General features: G+C 51.3%; 15 protein-coding genes. 3 read left to right on the top strand and 12 right to left on the bottom strand.

Annotated features, from left to right (window positions below; translation table 11 throughout):
* The first annotated feature begins 9 nt into the window (after positions 1-9).
* Entirely contained in the window at positions 10-429 is a 420-nt protein-coding gene (locus H8B09_RS11625) for a MerR family transcriptional regulator (RefSeq protein ID WP_191203643.1), read from the top strand.
* A 160-nt stretch (positions 430-589) separates the two neighbouring features.
* Here the strand turns inward: H8B09_RS11625 and H8B09_RS11630 are convergent, their stop codons facing one another.
* From H8B09_RS11630 to H8B09_RS11650, 5 genes are read right to left on the bottom strand one after another with little or no spacing between them, the layout of a single operon-like run.
* Complete coding sequence (locus tag H8B09_RS11630; RefSeq protein WP_191203644.1) at positions 590-1837, bottom strand: VWA domain-containing protein; 1248 nt, start codon at positions 1835-1837, stop codon at positions 590-592.
* Positions 1838-1840: 3 nt separating this feature from the next.
* Positions 1841-4222: a DUF5682 family protein gene (locus H8B09_RS11635; RefSeq protein WP_224753476.1), complete on the bottom strand. Its 2382-nt coding sequence runs from the start codon at positions 4220-4222 to the stop codon at positions 1841-1843.
* The gene (locus H8B09_RS11640) at positions 4180-5271 is read right to left on the bottom strand and encodes an AAA family ATPase (RefSeq protein WP_191203816.1); all 1092 of its coding nucleotides are present in this window, start codon (positions 5269-5271) and stop codon (positions 4180-4182) included. The genes H8B09_RS11635 and H8B09_RS11640 overlap by 43 nt, the downstream gene beginning before the upstream one ends.
* Positions 5247-7112: a HEAT repeat domain-containing protein gene (locus H8B09_RS11645; protein ID WP_191203645.1), complete on the bottom strand. Its 1866-nt coding sequence runs from the start codon at positions 7110-7112 to the stop codon at positions 5247-5249. Before H8B09_RS11645 ends, H8B09_RS11640 begins: the two co-directional genes overlap by 25 nt.
* Positions 7113-7124: 12 nt before the next feature.
* Complete coding sequence (locus H8B09_RS11650) at positions 7125-8570, bottom strand: SWIM zinc finger family protein (protein WP_191203646.1); 1446 nt, start codon at positions 8568-8570, stop codon at positions 7125-7127.
* A gap of 320 nt (positions 8571-8890) precedes the next feature.
* Here H8B09_RS11650 and H8B09_RS11655 point away from each other — a divergent pair, with 320 nt between their 5' ends.
* Positions 8891-9433, top strand: coding sequence for an NADPH-dependent FMN reductase (locus H8B09_RS11655; RefSeq protein WP_191203647.1), 543 nt, complete (start codon positions 8891-8893; stop codon positions 9431-9433).
* A 135-nt stretch (positions 9434-9568) separates the two neighbouring features.
* On the opposite strand, the gene H8B09_RS11660 is transcribed toward H8B09_RS11655, so the two are convergent.
* The 5 genes from H8B09_RS11660 to H8B09_RS11680 form a co-directional block, all read right to left on the bottom strand.
* Positions 9569-11941: a polyprenyl synthetase family protein gene (locus H8B09_RS11660; protein WP_191203648.1), complete on the bottom strand. Its 2373-nt coding sequence runs from the start codon at positions 11939-11941 to the stop codon at positions 9569-9571.
* Positions 11942-12054: 113 nt separating this feature from the next.
* Positions 12055-12759, bottom strand: a complete 705-nt coding sequence (locus tag H8B09_RS11665; RefSeq protein ID WP_191203649.1) for an MBL fold metallo-hydrolase — start codon at positions 12757-12759, stop codon at positions 12055-12057.
* Positions 12760-12837: 78 nt separating this feature from the next.
* On the bottom strand, positions 12838-13398 hold the full coding sequence (locus tag H8B09_RS11670; RefSeq protein WP_191203650.1) for a maltose acetyltransferase domain-containing protein: 561 nt from the start codon (positions 13396-13398) through the stop codon (positions 12838-12840).
* Positions 13399-13607: 209 nt separating this feature from the next.
* Positions 13608-16943, bottom strand: a complete 3336-nt coding sequence (gene icmF / locus H8B09_RS11675; RefSeq protein WP_191203651.1) for a fused isobutyryl-CoA mutase/GTPase IcmF — start codon at positions 16941-16943, stop codon at positions 13608-13610.
* Positions 16944-16990: 47 nt separating this feature from the next.
* Entirely contained in the window at positions 16991-18115 is a 1125-nt protein-coding gene (locus tag H8B09_RS11680; RefSeq protein ID WP_191203817.1) for a tetratricopeptide repeat-containing glycosyltransferase family 2 protein, read from the bottom strand.
* A 140-nt stretch (positions 18116-18255) separates the two neighbouring features.
* Between H8B09_RS11680 and H8B09_RS11685 the strand changes: the two genes are divergently transcribed.
* A complete protein-coding gene (locus H8B09_RS11685) occupies positions 18256-19869 on the top strand; it encodes a glycosyltransferase family 2 protein (RefSeq protein WP_191203652.1) in 1614 nt (537 codons plus the stop codon).
* Between the two features lie 91 nt (positions 19870-19960).
* On the opposite strand, the gene H8B09_RS11690 is transcribed toward H8B09_RS11685, so the two are convergent.
* Together H8B09_RS11690 and H8B09_RS11695 are read right to left on the bottom strand one after the other, a co-directional pair.
* Positions 19961-20551: a TetR/AcrR family transcriptional regulator gene (locus H8B09_RS11690; protein ID WP_191203653.1), complete on the bottom strand. Its 591-nt coding sequence runs from the start codon at positions 20549-20551 to the stop codon at positions 19961-19963.
* An 87-nt stretch (positions 20552-20638) separates the two neighbouring features.
* The gene (locus H8B09_RS11695) at positions 20639-21814 is read right to left on the bottom strand and encodes a YhgE/Pip domain-containing protein (RefSeq protein ID WP_191203654.1); all 1176 of its coding nucleotides are present in this window, start codon (positions 21812-21814) and stop codon (positions 20639-20641) included.
* Positions 21815-22021 lie beyond the last annotated feature (207 nt).

Genomic DNA, 22021 nt, shown 5'->3' on the forward strand with positions numbered 1-22021 from the left:
GCGGCAAAGTTGACCGACATTCTCGATACCGTAAGCTCAATTAAACAGGCGGCCGAAATCACGGGTCTGTCAGAAGATACGATCCGTTATTACGAGAAAATCGGCTTACTTCCGTATGCCGACCGCAAAGCAAGCGGACACAGGACGTACAGTAAACATCAATTGGATGGCATGATCTTTTTAACGAGACTCAAAGCAACCGGAATGAAGCTGGAAGAAATGAAGCGTTTCCGTAAGCTTTACGAAATGGGTGAAGCCTCACTCCCTCAGAGAGTCTCCGTTCTAATCGAACACAAGAATAGAATTCAGAACGAGATCGACCGATTACTGGAGACACAAAGGATGATCGAGTACAAAATCGACAAATATAAAGAAGCCCTTGTAAATCCGGATTTAAATACAAAATGGAAATCCCCCTCTGCCGATTGAGCGTTTTCTTATGAAACTCATCTGTCCTTTAATCAACAGGTGCCAGTCAAACCCTTTATTTTCTTAGGACATATTGAACAAAAAAGACTCCTGTGACCTCATCGGACACAGGAGTCTTGATTCGATATGGCGCTCGTTCCTGGAAGACGCTGATTGAATGTTACTGATTCGTCTTTCCGCCCTTCCCGGTTCGAGCGGCAAGCACTTGCAAATCAAGCCCTTTCAGCGCCCCTTCGATTAACTCCGGCAGCTTATCTGGCGAACAGCCGAAGCATGGGATACCGAATTGCGCGAGCTTTCGTGCTACATCCTCATCGTAGGAAGGAACGCCATCATCCGCAAGCGCTAGCAGACAGATGACTTTGACACCTGCTTCATGCATCTCCCTCAGCCTGCGGATCATCTCTGTCCGATTGCCACCCTCATAGAGGTCGGAGACGAGGATGAACATCGTTTTCTTCGGCTCCGTAATGAATGGCTCACAATATTGGATCGACAGATTGATGTCCGTTCCTCCGCCTAGCTGAATGCCGAACAGCATGTCGACCGGATCGTTAGCGCATTGCTCCGTTAGATCAACGACAGCTGTATCAAAAGCAACCACTCGCGTATCAAGCGAAGGCATGCTGGCAAATATTGAACCGACTATCGAAGCGTAAATGACCGAATTCGCCATTGAACCGCTCTGGTCGATATCGAGAATGACGGTCCATTCCTTGCTCTTCCGAGCGCGGTCGAAGAAATACACCTTCTCTGGAATAAGCAGTTGCCGCTCCACATCGTAATGTTTCAAATTCCGCCTTATCGTCGTCAGCCAATCAAGGCCTGTCATCGATGGCAGAGGCGTATGCTGCCTACGATTCAATGCCCCCGTAACGGCGCGAGACAGATCTTGTGCCAGCCGTTTCACGATCTCATCGACGACCTCTTGAACCAGCTTACGCGCCGTCTCCTTCGTCCGCTCTGGAATATGGCCGCGCAGCGACATTAAAGTGGCCACCATGCCAATATCCGGCTTCACTTGCGATAACAGCTCCGGCTCGAACAACAGCTGCGTCAACCCTTTGCGCTGCACAGCATCGGATTGAATAACAGAGACGATATCAGCTGGGAAGAACGTACGAACATCGCCCAGCCACTTAGCCAGCTTAGGAGATGATGAGCCAAGACCCGCTGTTCGCGGTTGACCACCGCTTCCTTGTGTGCCAGCTTTCCCTCCCGAACCTCCTGTTCCCCCCGAGGCTCCATCGTAGATCGCAGCGAGCGCTTCATCCATCAATCGCGACTCTGCATCAAGCAATTCTGTCCCCGCATCGGCATTCCCTCGTGAGGCATTCAATTGATCTTCCGCAGCCGCGCCTAGAACTAGCCGCCATCGTTTCATTTGTTGCTGATCAGGTATCGTCATAGGCTATAGGTCTCCAAAGTCAAAATCGTTAAGCTCTTTGAGCTGCACTTTCTCTTCCTCATTCAACGGACGCTGAAGCGCTTCGCCGACTTTATCGGCTCCAGCTCCCCACAGGTCGCCGAGCAGTTCGGCGATTGCTGCCTTCTCCCGCGGCTCGAACGAACCAAACGCTCGTCGCAAGAACACGAGCGACCGTTTGAATGGCTCCTCATCGAGTGAGCCAATGTAAGCATCCAGCTCCCGCCATAGATAAGGACGTGACAGCAGCCCATAACGATTGCGCAGCGCCAATCCTTCGAACCAGCCCGCACCGATGTCAGCCGGGATGCCCGGCGACAGCCGCCGCGATACCTCCTGCGCACACTCCTCTTCGCCGGCCTCATGCCGCTCCAGCAGAATCGAGAACGCATAGCCCGACAGCTTCGCATTACGGTCGTCCCGCTCGGCAAGCTCCTTCAGCTTCGCATTCCAGAGCTGCTCATCCACTTCTTGATAGTGTTCCTGTGCAGCCGTGCTCATCGCATGAATGGCACTTACCATTCCTGCTGCTGCGTCGTCATTACATCCGGACGCTTCCAGAAGAAGCAGTGTACCGCGCAGGAATAACTGTTGAAGCAGCGGAACGAGCGACTCCGTATCAATGCGGCGGATAGAGCCGTATTGCAATAGAACGGACAACTCATGAACCGTCATAGCTATCTGCTCAAAATTGCCCGCATCCACAGCAAGCTGCTGCAGCGCGTGCGTCGCCTGACCCATCACTTGCGGCAATCCGCAATCACATGACTTACGGATAAGCTTGGCAGCCGATGCGATATCGGCACAGGCAAGCAGCTCTTCATGGATAACATAAGCTGCAGCAAGCTCGATCGTCTCGCCCTTCAAGGTCGACTCGACCGTCTCGATCTCCGCCTCCGGCGACCACTGCAGCACCCAATGTTCCGCCCACGTCGCATCGTTCTGCCTGACAGGACTCTTGCGCGCGAAGCGAATGCCCAGCGTAAGCAGCCGATGAAGAAAGACGGAGCGGTTCAAATCCAGATAAGCCGCATCCTCAGATTTCACGCGCCGGTTCTCGCGCAGATCAAGTTCCAGATCCGCGGACACAAGCGACTTGTACTTCTCCAGCTTGAGCCGCTTCAGCTGTCGGTTGAGATCATCCTGTACAGGCGTCTGACTGACGCCTTCCGGCAGACTGCCGATTGCCGTGCCAATATCGATTCGCGCAAGCGCTTCGGCAACAACGCCGAAGTCGCCATGTCCGAACAGAACGGTTGCAGCGTCCCGAAGATCCCGCCATGTCGGCATTGTGCCGCCATGCATCGAAGCGAGTGCGTCTGCCAGCCGCACGCCTTCAATAACGGAGGCGGTTGACCGCCAAGTTCCCTGCTCGCGCAGCTGCTGCGCGACTGCAGACAAGTACAGCGCAGGTAGTTTGTTCAGTTCGTCCCGCTTCATGCTCTGCCATAGAAGCTCATAGTAAGCTGGCGCAATATTCCCCGCGCCATAACCTGAATGAGAAGACAGCTTATAATACGAATAAGGCATAAGCGTCATTCGCGTTGGAACACGCGGCAGTCTCTTCATCTCGGCATCCGTCATCAGCGGCAGTTGGAGGTTCAAGGCTGGTGTATGATGAGCACCGCTAATGACAACGATTTGATCCGCTTGATGACCGCTCTCTATCGTATCGTGAATTCGCCGACGCATATACGCTTCACGAATCTCGTTATAGGCGACTTCCTGCGGCGCCATGCGCAGCTCCGCTTCTTCTGTCAGATCCCGAAGCTCCGTCGAGAAATGAACAATCGCTTGCTGATAAGCCGCCGGTTGAAGCAGATGCTCGTAGCAGCGTTCCCAATACGCTTCATAATCCGGTTCGCCAGACAGCTCCGCTATGCGTGCATACAGCTGCTGCTGGATGGCCCCGAAGCCTACGGTTTCGGCGGGAACTGCGTCCGCGTCCTCCTCCGATTCGCCTACAGATGTGATCGGCATCCGCCGAAGCTCATTCAGCGCGAGTGATACGTCCGTTGGCAAGTCAATGAAAGCCGCGTGGCTTCCATTCTGCTTCGCCCATAATAAAGCCTGATATTCAGGCGAATAGTCGGCAAAAGGATACAACAGCGTTCGCACTGGAAGCTGCTCCGTATACGCCAACATAGCAACCGGTGGCACAACTCCACGCGCCACCAGTTGAGATGCCAAGTGACCCGCGTCGCTCGGCCCCTCGATAAGAACAGCCGTCGGCTTCACCTCGTTCAGCAGACTGAGCAAGTGATAAGCGCCGGCTGGCGATAGATGCCGGATGCCCCAATAATGCGGCCCGCGAGCGGCGCCGCTCACCCATTCATCTCCGAGCATGCGCTGTACAGGCTTCGCCATGTTGCACCCCGTTTTTTCATTACATTGTCGAGATATTCTTTCCAGACCAGCTGATCCTTCGCATCATCCTTCACGATAGCGCCTTGAAGGCCGGCTGCAATATCCTCATCCGTCAGCTCTCCATTGCCGAAGCTGCCCGCTAATGCCATGCTGCCAGTCAGCAGCGAGATCGCTTCCGCTGTCGAGATGACTCCGCTTGGCGGTTTCACTTTCTCCTTGCCATCCAGCGTCACTCCGCTGCGCAGCTCGCGGAAGATCGTCACTACCTTGCGAATCGCTTCCTCATCCGGCTGAGCGGCGTTAAGCTCATAACTGGCAGCAATCTCGCCAACGCGGCGCCGTACAATGTCGATCTCGGTCTCAAGACTCGATGGCGCCGGCAGCACGATAATGTTGAAACGCCGTTTCAATGCGGCGGACATTTCATTGACGCCGCGGTCCCGCGTGTTGGCGGTCGCGATGATCGAGAAGCCGCGCTGCGCTGCCACTTCGCGGCCAAGCTCTGGAATCGCGATCGTCTTCTCGGACAGGATGGAGATTAGCGCATCCTGTACCTCCGACGCGCAGCGCGAGATTTCCTCGAATCGAGCGATGCCGCCGCTTTCCATAGCGCGAAGAATCGGACTGCGAATTAGCGCTTGATCGGACGGGCCCTGCGCCAGCAGGAGCGCATAGTTCCAAGAATATCGCACATGCTCCTCGCTCGTGCCTGCCGTTCCCTGCACCACTTTGGACGAGTCGCCGTGTATGGCGGCCGTCAAATTTTCCGAAAGCCACGACTTCGCCGTACCTGGTTCTCCAATCAATAGAAGTGCACGGTCCGTCAGCAGGGTCGCAATAGCCATCTCAACGAGACGTTTATTGCCGATATATTTCGGTGAAATCGTCGTTCCGCCCACTTGTCCGCCAGTCAAGAACGTCAGTACCGACCGTGGCGACAGCTGCCATCCCGCCGGCTTGGCATCTTGATCAGCCGCTCGAAGTGCTTCAAGCTCATTTGCATACAGCTTCTCCGCCGGCAATCTTAAGACAGCTTGTTTCTGATCCATCTCCATAATGAAGGTCCACTCTCCTCTATGATCTCAGCCGGTGCGGCTTCCATTGCGTCTGCGATTGCGATTAGTTCTTCAGGTCTTGCGACATTTGGTTTCAAGGCCAGCTCACGCAATCGAGGGATATAACTTCTTGGCATAAGGGCAATCAGCTGCTGAATATTGTCGTCATTGTAATAATAGTAACGCCGCTCTAGCAGACCAAACACAAGCTCTGGCGTATCCTTGTAACCGATACGATAAAGGGCGAACAGAATACGTTGATCGATATGACGATTAAGGCTTGCGTTCTTCCCTAGACTCGAAGTCAAATATTCCGTGACTACTCGATCTGGCTTGTGAGCGAATTGGGTAACAAGAAGCGCGGCATCCGCCTTCACGAATGCATGAATCCAGCGCGAATCCCAGCATTCAGCAAGCGCTGTCGTACTTGCATCCATGTCGGATGAATCTGTCTGCTCGCTAACCAACTGTTCGATTACATGCAGCAGTTCTCTCGCAGCGTTCGAAGATGGTGTTTCAAGCATGGGAGCAAATGCCCGGAACAGTTCGGCAGGTGACATCAGCCTGTATGCCGCTCGGAAACGGAATCCAATGAAAACGATCGATTTCTCTTGCGGAAGTTCCAATAGCAGACGGTTTCCTTGCTCCGTATTCATCGTTAGAAGCAGTTCCGCAGCGTTCTCCACCACCATCTCAGTCTCTGGGGCGATGAAATCCCGTGTAGTCAGCAGCTTGTGAACCACAGCGTAGACGGCGTCCGACAATGCTTCGCTAGCTCGGGAGCTATTAATCCGGCGATGCCAATATGAATTACGATTCGATACGACCGTCCCGCTGCCATGCAAGCAGAGCAGCTCTGCGTTTAATTGTTCAATTGCCGCTCCGCGCTCCTTGCCCTCAGAACGCATATACGTCTCTAAGGATTGTTCCGCTAGTTGAATAATCCGTTGAATAAGTGCTGTCGAATTGGCTATGCGAATAGGCTCTATTGCCAACTCTCTATCTTTCGAAGATGTCAAAGCCTCAAACAAGCGATTCAATGCAGCATCAGTACCGAGAGAAGCAAGCGAATCAAACGCGGCTTGCCGTACCTCTTTACGCTTCTCGCGGCTCATCTCAAGCAGCAGCGATTCATGCTGCGCATACTCGCCTAGTGTGCTGATCGCTGCGATCTTCAGATCAACAGAACCATTCTCTGCAGCGTCGAGAACAAGCGATTCAGCTTCAGAACCCGCAAGCCGCTCAATGAGCAGCAAACGGCGTGCATCCCCTTTGCCTCCTTGCAAGTTAATCTGCCGACGAAGGAGAGGAAGCGCTGAATCGCCATAGCCCGTACGAATCGTCTCGGCAACGAGTTCTGCAATCTCGGGAAACGTCTCATCCAGCGCGCTGCACATCATCGGAAGCGCCCGCAGATCCAGATGAACGCCGTCTTGTACCGCTTGCCGCAGCTGCTCCAACCTGCCTTGGCCTTTGGTGGACAATATGTCCAGCAGCGGCTTCAAACGGCGATAGGGCATATCGGTCGGCAGGTCAATGCTTTCGCTCTGTATAGACTGCAATTCGCCCACGGTTTCGGTCTTCCCTTGCGTATGAAGCACTGCGCTCAGCAGCGTTGCCAGCTCCAGCAGCTTCACGGCGCTATCCTCTCGCGAAGCGCTAAGAACGGCGTCTGAAGCTTCCGCTATCCGATTGAATACCGGTGCGGATTCCCCCAGCTGCTTCAACTGCGGCTGCAGCTTCGCAATACGCAAATCCCCCTGCGCAAGCGCGCTGCCCGCGATGAACAGTCGCCGGACTTCCTGCTGCAAATCCTGCAATAGCTCTACACTCATGGTCTCTCTCCTCTAATACAGCAGCCGGATAAGCCGGCGGTCTGTCACTATGCTCATGATCTGCGCAACGAGTCGGCCGCTCTCCAGCTCATGCCGGAACACGATGAGCGCTGCTTGATTGCGAAGCTCCTCAGGCTGCAGCAGCCCGAGAATGACGTGAGGCTGATGAGGGGCTTCCAACAAATTCGTTGCGAGCGGGATTTGCTTGTTCTGTGCATCGCGCAAAATATACGTATCATCGTTCACTCGTTCGATGGATTGGAAAGCAACGAGTGCCGCAGGCATTTTGTCCGATAACGGATTCTTGATCTGATTCTTCACTTTCTTAATTACATCCGGGTAAGAGGCTATCGCGAGTTGCTTTACTCTATGGTAGTCGGCCTCGCCAATCTCACGGAAACGGGCATGCTCCCAACGGACGCGTGCATTCAGTTCACCTGGATATATAAGCAGCTCATCGGTCTGTACAATAGAGAACAATGAATCTTCTTCCTTCATCTGCTTCGCGGCACGGAAGGGACGCATATGCCTGGTTACACGAATCGTGCCGTCCTCCAGATCGATCCACCAGCCATGATCGACGAACTCATTGCTTGCATGATCCGCATAGGAAAGGAATGCCAACTGCAGCAGCTCAGTGTTAGGTTTCGTACGGCCAAGCTCTCGCAGTTCCGCAAGCTGCCAAGCATGACCAAGCAGCTCCTCCAATGTCGAATCGGTCTCCATGGGCAGATCCGGCTGCTCGGCGCGCTGCTCCAGATACGTTCGGCTCTTCTTCACAAGCGCTTGCAAATAGATGAGCTGCTCAATCGCATACCCATAATTCGCTTCGCGATCCCCATCTTCACGAAGAAGCAGCAGCAGCTCGCGAAGCGCCGCCTGTGCGCCTGGGATATAATAGTTGCCCAACTGTTTCGCCTGTTCCTCGATCAGTTGAACCATCTTCTTATCGATACTCCCTAGACCATTATGTACGACCTGCAGGACGAGCTTTTCCAGAATGGCTATCCCTTCAAGCTGAGCCGTTATTTTCTTCACGAGTGCGGACTTATTGACTTTACGCGGCGCTTTCGCCGCCCCTTCCTTCTCGACAGCCTGTTTCTTCTCTTCCCGCTTCTCTGCTTTGTCACGCTTGTCTGCAATTTCCGCAGGAATATCAGAGGTCTCGAATGAAGAGCTGGAGGAAGCGTAAGCGTAAAGCAAGCCAAGGGTGTGCTTGCAAGGAAACTGTCGACTTGGACATGTACATCGAAATACAGGACTGCCCTCTTGGATGAAGTCGATTGAACAGCGATAAGGTTCCTTCCCGCTGCCCTTGCACTCACCGAACAGGAGTGTGTGATCTACGGTTATACATCGGACAGGAAAACTGTTCTTACGCACAAGATCCCTGCCGTTCTTGATGGCCCCTGCATTAGGAGCCAGACTATCCACATAAGCTTCCGTAATTGTGTTCATCTTCTACCTCGCAATGATCAGGATTACACTAATTTCCACAAGACATGTGTTATTTCCTTTTCATAACTATTGAAAGAAAGCAAGCAAAAGAACCCGCAATGATTACTTTTCAAGCGGATTTGTTTATTTGAATTGCGCTTAAGTTACGATTATCGAATCAAATACGAACTTTTTGTAAGTATCTTGACAAAAGGAATTAAAATGGGCTATCATTTTTTTACCAAGTGTTTAGTATAACGCCGTTAACTTGGGAAAAACTGTTCAACGGTGATGTTACCTTAACACAAGGAACACTAATTACACCCTGAGGAGGAAGTTCAATGTCGAAATTGAATATCGGTATTATTCTTGGCAGCACGCGCCAAGGTCGTGTAAGTCCACAAGTTGGTGAGTGGGTTAAGAGCGTAGCTGACAAACGCGGCGACGCAAACTATGAAATCGTAGATATCGCTGATTTCAAACTTCCACTTCTTGGTGAAGAAGATGCAACAGCTCAAGCTACAGCTTGGAACACGAAGCTTGCTACACTCGACGGTTTCGTATTCATCGTTCAAGAATACAACCACAGCATTACGGGCGCTCTGAAGAACGCACTCGACTATGCTCGTGAAGCATGGAACAACAAAGCTGCTGGTATCGTGAGCTACGGCTCCGTTGGCGGCGCTCGTGCAGCTGAGCACCTCAGAGGCATTCTCGGCGAGCTGTCTGTAGCAGACGTTCGCGTACACCCTGCTCTCTCCCTGTTCACGGACTTCGAGAACGGCTCGGTATTCAAGCCTAACGATCTTCACCTGACGAATGTTAACGGCATGCTCGACCAAGTCCTTGCTTGGAGCGGCGCCCTGAAGACGCTTCGTCAATAGTCTATTCAACAATCGTATCTAAACATGGAAAAGCTGTCCATCCGCCATTAGGCGTTGGACAGCTTTTTATTCGTTATCAGTAATTAGGAGCAATGGCTTATTGCAGCAACCATTCAACGGTGACGGGACAATGACTCAACGGTTCCGATGAATCATGTAATTCAACAAATGCTCCAGAAAATCGATACGCCGAGATAGGCTGCGAAGCGCATCCATCGCAAGACAATAATGCTCCAACATCGCTCGGTTTGCTCCGTCCAGCCCTAGAATGGTAACGAAAGTCGACCTTTCATTCTCGACATCCTGGCCGACAGGTTTCCCAAGTAAGAGAGCATCGCCTTCCGCATCCAACAAATCATCCTTGATCTGAAACGCGACGCCTGCATGGTAAGCATATGTCTTCAGCACTGCGATCTCCTGTTCACTCACCTGGGCTAGAATAGCCGGCATGACTAGAGCGGCTTCGAACGCAATGCCGGTTTTGTAGTAGCATAGTGTGTTGAGCTCTTCCTGCGTCAATGTCCTTCTCTTGGAGCTTAGATCCATCGCCTGTCCCGCACACAGATCCTCCGCCTTCTGTGCAGAGTAACGAATGAGGGCAAGCACACGGTTCGGATCGAATCCTTGCAGCGAAGCTTGTTCCTGCGTCGCTCGCTGAATGAGCAGCAAGCCCGTTAGTTCTGCTGTTGCACTGTTATGTACGTGATGAAGCGTCGCACGCCCTCTGCGAATATCGGCATTATCCTGAGATGGCAAATCGTCGAAGATCAACGAAGCCGTGTGCATATATTCCAGGGAGCGCAATAAAGGTACGATCGCTAATGCTTGCAGTCCATATTCATGAACGCCTATGACCCATGTCAATACAGGCCGCAGCCGCTTGCCGTCTCCTGATAAGCTGTAATTGGCCGCGTCTATGAGTATCTCTTTCATCGGCAGCATGCCTTCGGGCTTGGCAATTAGGAGCGTGCTGTTGATTTGCTCTCTCGCCAACTTGATGGTTTCGGCGAATTGATCCTTCTGCTGCTTTTCTTCTCTTAGGTAGGTAATCAGCTGGTCCCGAATCATTTTGTCGAGAAAATCTACATCATCCGCTTGTTGTACCATCTGCTGAATCAACCGATTAAATGCTGGCGCGTCAGGAGCAAAAACCGCCATAATCTTAGCATATTCCTCTGCACCTAGACGCTTGGCACAGCGCTTCAGCCCATTGATTGCACGATTCAGAATCACCTCTCGCGCTTTCGGATCATGATGATACACCTCATGAATGAGGTGAGAAATAACCGTCCAATACAATTCGAATGGGTTAATCAGATCCGGGCGCTGCTCGCGATAGGCCAAATAATAAGTAAAAGGCGTCACCGCACCGTCCCGCCGATCATCCAACAAGTCTGCAAAATCGTCAGCAAGCTGATTATAGATACCGTAATGAAAGGTTCGATATTCAAAGCCCTTATCTGAAGCTTCGCCCAAGACAGAACGTGCGATCAGACGCGAAGAAGCTGATTTCAATATGATTGGAATATAAAGTTCTTCGTTCGTATACGTAGCTTGGGTCAATGACTTAGCTCGATCCAACTCCTGCGAGTGAAAAAATACGTATGCCTGTTCGAAAAACAGCTGCTTCTGATCTACCCGCTGATGCTGCTTGATATATTCGAATGCTTCATGTAATTCTGCATGTACGAATCGAACCAAACTCGCATTCGCATCGACCCACTGTCCGAGCTCTGGCACAGATCCAGTTACTAGCGCCTCCCGAATCATCCGAGAATACTTTGCTTTCTCCTCCGCGGATAACACCTGTGCGTCCAGTAAATCGTCTACGAACGGATAAGTTAGTCCATAGGAATAACCCAGCCTTATGGCTTCATCTAATACGCGACTGCGTTCCGCAAGTGATTGTTCCTCGATTAACGCTTCCGTCGCATGCATGACTACACCAACTATGATCTTAATGAGCTTGCGCTGCGCGTGCTCGGCATTCATTCCTTCCGGAATGTGGGCGGATACATTCTGCAGCTTGCGGAGCGCCCAGATGACCGTAGTCTCAACGCCCTCCTTGCGCGCCCAGCGATACAGCTCCACCATACTAACAAACGTTGGCGTATCTCCTTGCGTCAGACGATTCTTGACGTCGGCGACTACGCGTTGAATTCGCGCCTTCACTTTAGGTTGATCCAATGCCATGCCAAGATCCCTCATGTATATATAAGAGACGCTTCGATCCAGATAGCCCTCAAGTTTACCGGTATGGTTCAGCCACTGAATATATCGATGATAATCAGAAGCATTCGATTCTGATTTGGCACTGCTTCGCCTTAGTAAGGATAACCATGATCGGCTGCGGATATGGTCTCTTCTCCATACTTGTATATCTTCCGTCAAAGCGGCTATATACGACTTCTCTCTCAATTGCTCATGCAGCAATGCAAAGTAGGTTGCCGCTTGCTGCTCAGCCACCCGATAACTAGAATCGGCGTGGATCATAGATTGCACATTCATCAATAGTTATACCTCGGCTTCTAATGTCGTCTACCAGTATGCCTATTTAATACGTCAGACATTTATTCTGGTTACGCAAAAGAAGCACACGAAGGACTCCAATATAGCCGCTGTCAGTCGCTACCCGGCCATTTGGAACGAAAACAGGATGACGCCTGCTTCATGATCGGCTTCCCGTGTCCGAAGCAGGCGATTTCAAATTCAAGCTGACCGAGCATAATTAGGGTTTGCAGCCCTTGCTGCAGGTGCTCGTATCCTATGCTTACATTCAATCCGGACACATTCGCTGCCGCATCCCCCGCGAACAATACTCCGCCATGAGTAGGAAGCAGAAACACGAAGTGACCGTAGCTGTGGCCAGGCGTAAAGATAGCCTGCAATCCGCCTGCGTGTTCCATCCTCTCATTATGACGCAGCAAGCCATCAACTGGCGCTGGCTCGACGCAACCCTCACCCCGAATGAGAATGCGGAACAAAATATGATTCATCAACCCTGGCGCTGGCTTAATCGACCTCTGCTTTTCCCCTTCGGTAACAATGGCAAGGTCCTGTTCACTGGCATAGATTCGCACTTTAGGCACTTCGCGCTTTAACGCGCCGACACTGCCGGCATGATCCGGATGCGCATGCGTCAACAGGATCGTCTTCAAATCGGATGGCTCGCGGCCGATCGACCGAATGGCCTGAAGAATAGCAGGTGCGCTTCCCTCATAACCCGTATCGATCAGCACAAGCCCCTGCTCTGTTTCTATAAGATATACATTCACTTTGCCGACCGGTACCATGTACACGTGATCAACAATGCGTTTAATGGTCATCCTTCATACCCCCGGTACAATGTTCATGTCTGAACATATGCCGGCAAGTCATGTTCCATGTGCCAGTCGTGCAGGCCCCTACAATGGAATCTCTTTGATTACCCTTGCAGGATTTCCTCCCACAACGACATTGTCAGGTACATCCTTCGTAACGACCGCACCCGATGCAACAACGACGTTATGACCAATCTTCACGCCTGGATTGATGACGGCGCGGCCGCCGATCCATACATTGTCGCCAATAATCACAGGCTTGCCGAACTCGGCACCGGACGTACGCTCCTTCGCATTAAGCGGATGGGTCGCGGTGTATACATGAACCCCAGGCGCAATGAAACAATTATGCCCGATTCGAATTTCGCACACATCGAGAAACACGCAATCGAAGTTGGCATAGAAATTGTCGCCGACATGAATGTTATAACCGTAATCGCAGCGGAAGGTGGGTTCCACATAAGCACCTTTCCCAACGGTGCCGAACAACTCCTGCAGCAGCTCGGTACGTACGCCGAACTCCGTCTCTAACGTCTCATTATATAAACGGGTCCGACGTCGTGCGTTCATACGATCTCTAACCAATTCCTCATCTCCAGCAAAATACAGCTCGCCGCGAAGCATCTTTTCTTTCTCCGTCGTCATCTCCAGTTGCTCCTTTCACCTCATGGGTTGTCCGTTCCATTATAACCCAGCGCACTTCGGACGAATACGCAGGAACGGTTGTCCCAATGAAAAAGCCTTGTCTGTTGAAACAGACAAGGCGGATGCCCCCATAAAGTCTAGGATTTCCGATATTTAATCTCATTAATGATACAATTCATTTAATGGCATGAAATAGTTATTTAATGCCATTACATATTCCTCCGATACTGTCCACCCACCTCGTATAGAGCTTGCGTAATCTGCCCAAGCGAAGCAACACGAACCGTCTCCATCAATGCTGCAAAAATATTACCGTCACTCCGAGCTGCCTGCTTCAACCGTTCTAATGCAGCGGTTGTTTCCCGCTTATGCTGCTGCTTGAAGGCTTCCAAGTTCGTAATCTGTGTCTGCTTCTCCGCTTCCGTCGAACGAGCCAACTCCAGTTCACCCGCCTGCGTATTCTGTGCGCTTGAAGAGATAAACGTATTGACGCCGATAATCGGCAGCTCACCAGTATGCTTCTTATGCTCATAATAAAGCGATTCCTCTTGAATTCGTCCCCGCTGGTATTCGGATTCCATCGCACCGAGTACGCCTCCGCGATCATGCAGTCGTTGAAATTCCAGCAGCACGGCCTCTTCGACGAGATCGGTCAGCTCTTCCACCGCGAATGAACCTTGAAGCGTATTCTCAATCCTCGCCATGCCGAACTCTCGATTGATGATGAGTTGAATCGCCATTGCGCGGCGAACGGATCTTTCCGTTGGCGTCGTCACCGCTTCGTCATACGCATTCGTGTGCAGCGAGTTGCAATTGTCGTAGATCGCGATCAGCGCTTGCAGCGTCGTTCGAATGTCATTGAAGTCCATCTCCTGTGCGTGCAGCGAGCGTCCTGACGTTTGAATATGATACTTCAACTTCTGGCTTCGATCATTGCCGCCATAACGTTGTTTCATCACGGTTGACCATATTCTGCGCGCCACACGTCCCATAACGCTATACTCCGGATCAAGTCCATTGCTGAAGAAGAAAGACAGATTAGGAGCGAAATCGTCAATGCGCATCCCGCGCGACAAATAATATTCAACATAGGTAAAACCGTTCGCCAGTGTAAAGGCTAACTGCGTGATCGGATTGGCTCCCGCCTCCGCGATATGATAACCGCTAATGCTAACGGAGTAATAGTTACGAACGCCATGTTCAATGAAATAGTGTTGGATGTCCCCCATCATCTTCAACGCGAATTCCGTTGAGAAAATGCATGTGTTCTGACCTTGATCCTCCTTCAAAATATCGGCCTGCACCGTACCGCGCACCGTCCGCAAAGTCTTCGCCTGGATTGACTCAAGCTCTGGTTCGCTAGGCATTCTTCCCTGCATTGTTGTGAACCGCTCCACCTGTTGATCAATCGCCGTATTCATGAACATAGCCAGAATGATCGGCGCTGGACCGTTAATCGTCATCGATACGCTCACCATTGGATGACATAGATCGAAGCCCGCATAAAGCTTCTTCATATCATCCAATGTGCATATGCTGACGCCGCTGTTGCCGATTTTGCCATATATATCAGGCCTTGTGTCCGGATCCTGGCCATATAACGTAACGCTATCGAATGCCGTCGACAGCCGCTTGGCATCATCGTTCATGCTCAAATAATGAAAACGGCGGTTCGTTCGATCCGGCGTACCTTCTCCCGCGAATTGACGCCTCGGGTCTTCATTCGTTCTCTTGAACGGGAATACACCCGCGGTATACGGGAAGAATCCTGGCAGATTCTCCAGCATCAGCCATTGTACAATATCGCCGTCATCGGTATACCTCGGCAGACTGATCCGCGGAATTCGGCTTCCGGACAGCGATTCGGTATACAGCTCTGTCACCGTCTCTGTGTTTCGAACCTTCGTCGTCATGCGATCCTGACGGTACGCATCCCGAACAGACGGCCAATCGATTAAGCGCTTCCGATACTCGGGAAGCTGCCGTGCTTCAGTCTGTGCGATCATCGCGTCCAGCCTCTCCGTCAACAACTTGGAAGTAGAGGCTTCCGATGATTGCTCATCTTCACCTTGCACCAACTGCCGCACATGTTTGAGATGAGCAAGCTGTCTTGCAATCGCTGCCTGCTCCTCGACTTGATGCCTATAGTGCCGAACAGTAAGCACAATTTCGCGCAGATACCCCGCTCGGTCAGGCGGTATGATATGCCGCTGCATCAACGGTTCTGTGTTTGTTTTAGTGCTGCGATCCTCCGAAACGCCATCACTTGTTGTCTGCTGCAATGTCCATCTGACCCCTGTCTTCTGCCCGACGATTTGCATCAACTTCGTGAACAACGCCGTCGTCCCCGGATCGTTGAACCGACTCGCCATCGTACCGAGCACAGGCAATTCCGTATCGGGCACATCGAACAGCAGCCGGCTTCGCTTGAACTGCTTGCGCACGTCGCGAAGCGCATCTTCCGACCCTCGTCGTTCGAATTTGTTAATGACAATGATATCGGCATAGTCAATCATATCGATCTTCTCCAACTGAGAGGCGGCGCCGTACTCGCTCGTCATCACGTAGACCGCTATATCGCATAGATCAACGATCGCCGCGCCGCCTTGTCCGATGCCGCTCGTCTCGATTAGAACAAGGTCGAAGCCTGCGTTTGTCACGATTGCAATGGCATCCTTAAGCGCGTCACTTATCTCGGATCTCGAGCCTCTAGTCGCGAGACTTCTCATATATACATTCGGATGATGAATAGCATTCATCCGAATACGGTCGCCAAGCAGCGCGCCGCCGGATTTCAGCTTGGAAGGATCAACAGACAAGATCGCAATTGACCGACCTGGATAATGGTCAAGAAAGCGGCGGACAAGCTCGTCGGTCAACGAGCTTTTGCCAGCACCGCCAGTCCCCGTAATGCCGATTACAGGGATGCGCACGAATGCTCTGTCGGTGAGATCGGTCTTCGATATTGCTATAGCATCCAGCACGGCTTTACTATTATCGTCCATCAAAGCGCGTGCCGCACGTTCCTCTGCAAGTGTAATAAGCCGCGCGATCGAACCGTCATTGCGTGTTTGCAGTACCGCATGATCGAGCTCCGCCATCTTCGGGGTCGGATGATCGCAAGCCTTGATCATTTCGTTGATCATTCCCTGCAGCCCGAGTCGCCTGCCATCTTCGGGGGAGAACACACGAGCAATTCCTCGCCGCTTCAAGTGCTCGATTTCTTCAGGAATAATGACGCCGCCCCCGCCTGCAAAAATACGAATATGATCTGCCCCCTCTTGCCGGAGCAGATCATGCATATAGGTCAAATATTCGATATGCCCGCCCTGGTAAGAGCTTACGGCTATTCCCTGCACATCCTCTTGAATGGCCGTTCGGACAACCTCTTGCGCGGAGCGGTTGTGGCCCAGATGGACGACCTCAATACCTGAAGCCTGCAGAATCCGCCGCATAATGTTGATGGAAGCATCGTGTCCATCGAATAGCGCGGCAGCCGTCACAAAACGAACATAGCAGCTTGGGCGATACACATCTGTCTGCACAGCCTCTCCCCCTGCTTTATACGATTTAGACCTATGTGAACAACGGTTCAGATCGAAACCTTGTCTTCCTGTTGATCTAATGGCTCCGACTTTGTCTTATCTGGAAACAAGATCCCCTCCAAATACTTCTTGTTATGAAGCACTGATGCATCGTGCGGTCTATATTCCCTTGCCTTCTCATTGTGCATGTAAGCCCGCGCATGATCACCAAGTCTGTCAAAACAAACGCACAATTGCAGATGCGGCAGCCAGGTCGCGCATTGATCGCTGGTCAGCGACCAGGTCTGTGCCGACTTAGGCGTAAGCAATGCTGCTTGATACCAATACGCCGCAGTGTCAAAAGCATTTTTCTGCAAATGCCAGTACCCGATCCGACAGCAGAACTCCGGCAGCGGCGTGCCATAACGGAATGAAATCAGCGCATAATGCAGCATCATATCGTCATTGCCAAGCGAGGAATAACAATCGGACAGCTTGGCGCATGCCGAAATATTATCTTCCACCCAACCTTCTCCCGAGCTCAGAAACTTCGCATATTGCGCGATCGCCTGCTCGTATTTGCCATGGTCCTTCAGCTCATTCGCGTAATAGAACGTATCTCTCGCATTAAAAAACTCTCCTGCTGCAAGCCGCTTCTCATAGATTCGCAAGTTTCGATCGCTGTCATGACGCAGACTTGCATGCGTTACCGCAATATCGGACGCTAACGAAGGACCATGCACCTCCAAATATTCATGCACGGCGCCGATCCATCGGAATCCGCGCGACCGCTTGACCAGTCGATTGCGGCGAAGCGAGCTCGTCACCCGGCCGTATTCGTCCTTCGCCAGATGATAGTTCATCGACACGGCATCGATATTCGTCGGCAGCTCGGCTTTGAGCTTCAACAGCTTCTCGCGATCGGCTTCAAGGAAAATATCATCGGCATCGAGCCACAGGATATAAGCCGATGTTGCGAGGCTGAATGCATAGTTCCGAGCAGCCGCGAAGTCATCGATCCAATCGAATGAATAAACCGCTGACGTATATTCGGCAGCGATCTCGCGCGTGCGGTCTGTCGAACCGGTGTCGACAATGACGATTTCATCTGCTGCGGTACGAACGGAGTCGAGACAGCGTGCAAGAACGTCCTCTTCATTTTTCACGATTAGTACGACACTGATCGTTATCACAGCCCATCCATCCATCCCTTCCTCTATATACGCGACGGTCATCACAAGATAAGCTGCTCCCTTAAAGTTCTCGCTCAACGAATACTACTAATTTATGGAACATAATTTCCAATATGACTATTGTCGAAGGGAGCGGTGAGATGACAACGCGGCGCGTGCTGATCGGCAGCCCGATCTGCCAGATCCATTCGACACTTGCGTTATTCCTGCAATCCATCGCAAGGTTGCAGCAGCGGTCATGGACTTGCGATTACGTTCTCATTGACGATAACGAAGATGCCGCTTCCTACTCGATGCTCCAGCAATTCACAGAGTCGATTCGCAGCGAGGGCATGTCGAATGTTGTGTTGATCGAAGGCCGGGTTGATTCAGCCCCCCGGATGACGTATTACAAGGACGAAATGACCCACTATTGGAACGATGCTTTAATTGACAAAATCGCAGGCTGGAAGGATCTGATGATCGCGATGGCTCGCGATGGGGATTACGACGCGCTTCTGCTCGTTGACTCCGATCTGATCCTCCATCCCGAAACCGTGGAATCGCTGCTGGATGCCGATCGACCGATCGTATCGAGTCTATTCTGGACGCAGTGGCAGCAAGGCGGCGCCGAGCTGCCCCAAGTATGGCTCAAGGATCACTATTGGCCTTGGCAAGGCGCTGATGAAGGTTCTTCAGAAGCCGCGGCAGCGCGCAACGATCTACTCCTCAAGCTGCGTACACCCGGCGTTTACGAAGTTGGAGGACTAGGCGCTTGTACGCTCATCAACCGTAAGGCGCTTCAACAACCAATCTCCTTCCAACGAATACCGAACTTGTCGTTATGGGGCGAGGATCGGCATTTTTGCGTGCGTGCCGCTGCTCTCGGTATTGAGCTGGCGGTCGATACACGTTATCCGGTCTTCCATGTATACCGCGAGTCGGATTTGTTCAAGGCACATCAGTTTTTCCGTACGACGGAAACTGCCAGCAGCGGCGTCAGAACGAAACCGTTAGTCGAACTATTCATCCCTCAAGCAGCCCCCAAGTTAGTGTTATCTATGGTTGCTTACAATGAAGAAGGCCGTTATTTGGAAGAAGCATTGCGAAGACACCGGGAGTATATCGATGCCGCTGTCATTATTGATGATGGCAGTACGGATGCGACGGCAGACATTATACATGAGCAACTGCAAGGGATTCCGCTCTATTACGTCCGCAACGAGCAGTCCAAGTTCGTCAATGAAATTGAGCTTCGGCGGCAGCAGTGGAATGCAACGGCGCAGCTTAATCCTTCGTGGATTCTTAATCTGGATGCAGATGAGTATTTCGAAGATCGCTTCGCTCAGGATGTTCACGGTTTATTGGCTGATCCTGCTGCGCATACGTACTGTTTCCGTTTGTACGATTTCTGGAATGAGCATCAGTACCGGGAGGATGAATATTGGTTAGCGCACCGGACGTATCGACCTTTTCTCACACGTTATGTAGCGGGGTTTCCATATGAATGGAACGAAATGAAGCTGCACTGCGGCAGGTTCCCCCGCAATGTGATGGACATTATGCCTACTTTGTCTCCCCTCCGTCTCAAGCATTGGGGATGGGCTCGTGAATCGGATCGACGTTTGAAGGCTGAGCGATACGAGCGTCTCGATCCCGGCGCTCGGTATGGATGGAAGGAACAGTATGATTCGATTCTCAGCGGCAGCCCGAGATTAATCGACTGGCAGGAGGATGAGAACGCCATCCATTCAAGAGCGATATCGACGCCATGAAATGACGGATGGAATGAGAAGGACATTGAAAGAACAAATAAGCACGAACCTGATTCCGCTTAGAATCAGGTTCGTGCTTGTTACTCTGTTCTTATACAACTGTTTCGACTCTCAGACCGCTCATAATGAACTGGATCGCAGCTTGCTTGATCTGCGTAATCTCCTCCTGTGTTTTGGGAGGAGCGTTCATGTTCGTCTTTAGATCGATTTTGGCCGATAAACTAATGCCTCGAATGATAACCAGCGTATGCGCTAATGAGTCGAAGTGGAATATCCCCTGCTCCCTCCCGCGCTGCAGCAGCTCCTCCAGCTTCACCCAGACCGGCTGCACATACGACATAACAATCTCGCTGCGAGGAGAATGCATCAGAAGCTCTTGGTCGATGATCAGGCTCAGGTGGAAATCGTCGAAGCTCATTGACATAATCTGATCCATGAGAAACTGTAAGCCTTTCAGTGGATCGCGAAACATGTGCTCGACCTGATCCAACCTATTCCCTGGGAAGTAGGTTTCGAAGATATGCTGAAACACCTTATCCTTCCCGCCAAAATAGTAAGAAACAAGCGAAATGTTAGCATTGGCTTTATCACAGATTTGCCGAATCGTCGTCCCATCAAAACCTTGTACTGCGAACAGTTCCTTAGCCGCCAGCAATATGCGCTGCTTGACATCCTGCTCCATCCGACATTCTCCCTCTGCCTAGTTGATATATGGAAAAAGTTTATCATGCCGCTGCCTATTGATCAAACGTTTGTTTGATAAGCAACATTAGTTTGCTACAACTTCATTCTTAACAGCTGCTTGCGTATTTTCTACTGCTGCAGGTTGTTTTCTTACTTTCAACTGGAGAAGGACAAAACCGAGCAGTGCACTGATCGCAAGAATAATGAACAGAATGGCTACATCATGACCCGTTTGAATACCGCCAAAACCAAGATTGAACAATCCGTCTACCGCATAGGTTGCAGGCAGGTATTGACCCAGCGACTTGAAGAAACCGCTAAGCACTTCTCGCGGTACGATCGTTCCCGATGTCACCAGCTGCAGAGACAGCATCATCATGTTAACGAACATACCCGCCATACCGAGCAGCAGCAGGAACAATTGCGCGAAGAACATGAATGTGAGCAGCATCAGCATGCTGAACAACCAGAATAACAGGAAGCCGCTCTCCATCTGACCGCCAAGCGCGTAGATCAAAGTGGAACCAACGATCGAGATGATAACCGCTCCACCGACATTAAGTACGACTCTTGCTGCAAAATGCTGCCGAGCGGACAATGCCGATCCAATCGCCGTCGTCACCTGCTGCAGATTCATCGCCATGAGCATCGCACCAACGAACGAGCCAAGCACCAGCATCATTGGGAGCATCTGATTCTGCATCCCTTGAATCGGGTTGAGCGTTTCCGTCTGCGCCTCAACCTTCGAGAGCAGCGCTTGCGCTGTCTGACCTGCCTGCTCTTCAGGCATCTGCATCCCCGTCAACACCGCTTGTGTGCCTTCCAGCGTCGTGCTGTCCTTCAACTGCTGCGTAATGCGGGCAACGACGGAATCCATCACACTTCTCGTCATCTGCGGGTTCGACTGGTTCACCGTAAAACGAATCTTCGCCTTAGCATCCGGCGTCGTTAAGTTGCTGCTGAAATCACTCGGAATCGTCATGATCAGATGCACCTTGCGGCGTTCCAATTGGGTACGCGCTTCTTCTGCGCTAGGTGTCGTGATCTCAAACGGCATGCTCTCCTGAAATTGTTTAATAAGTTGATTGCCGAATTCCCTGTCCTCATTCACAACAGCAATCTTCAAATGATCCGTCCGGTCACTGACACCATCATAAGCAGTCATCCAACAGACAACAAAAATCGTGAGCGCCATCAGTGCAACAACCAGTGCGACAATCGTTTGACCTTTGGTCAAATAAGCTTTCAATGCATTTTTCATTTTGAACACCCTCGTTTCACTCAATCGTTTTAAACAGTTGTTTTAAACTGTTGTTTGATTAATAAATTACCATCCCTTTCCTCCACTGTCAACACCGGAAATGAAAAACACATAAATCTTATACCAGCTTTTTTGTATAGAAGATCTTGTCTCGATAAATGACAAGATCTTCAAAACATAAAAAAAAGCCGCAGTTTATGCGGCTTC

Source organism: Paenibacillus terricola, from assembly GCF_014779765.1.
GTDB lineage: Bacteria > Bacillota > Bacilli > Paenibacillales > Paenibacillaceae > Paenibacillus_T > Paenibacillus_T terricola.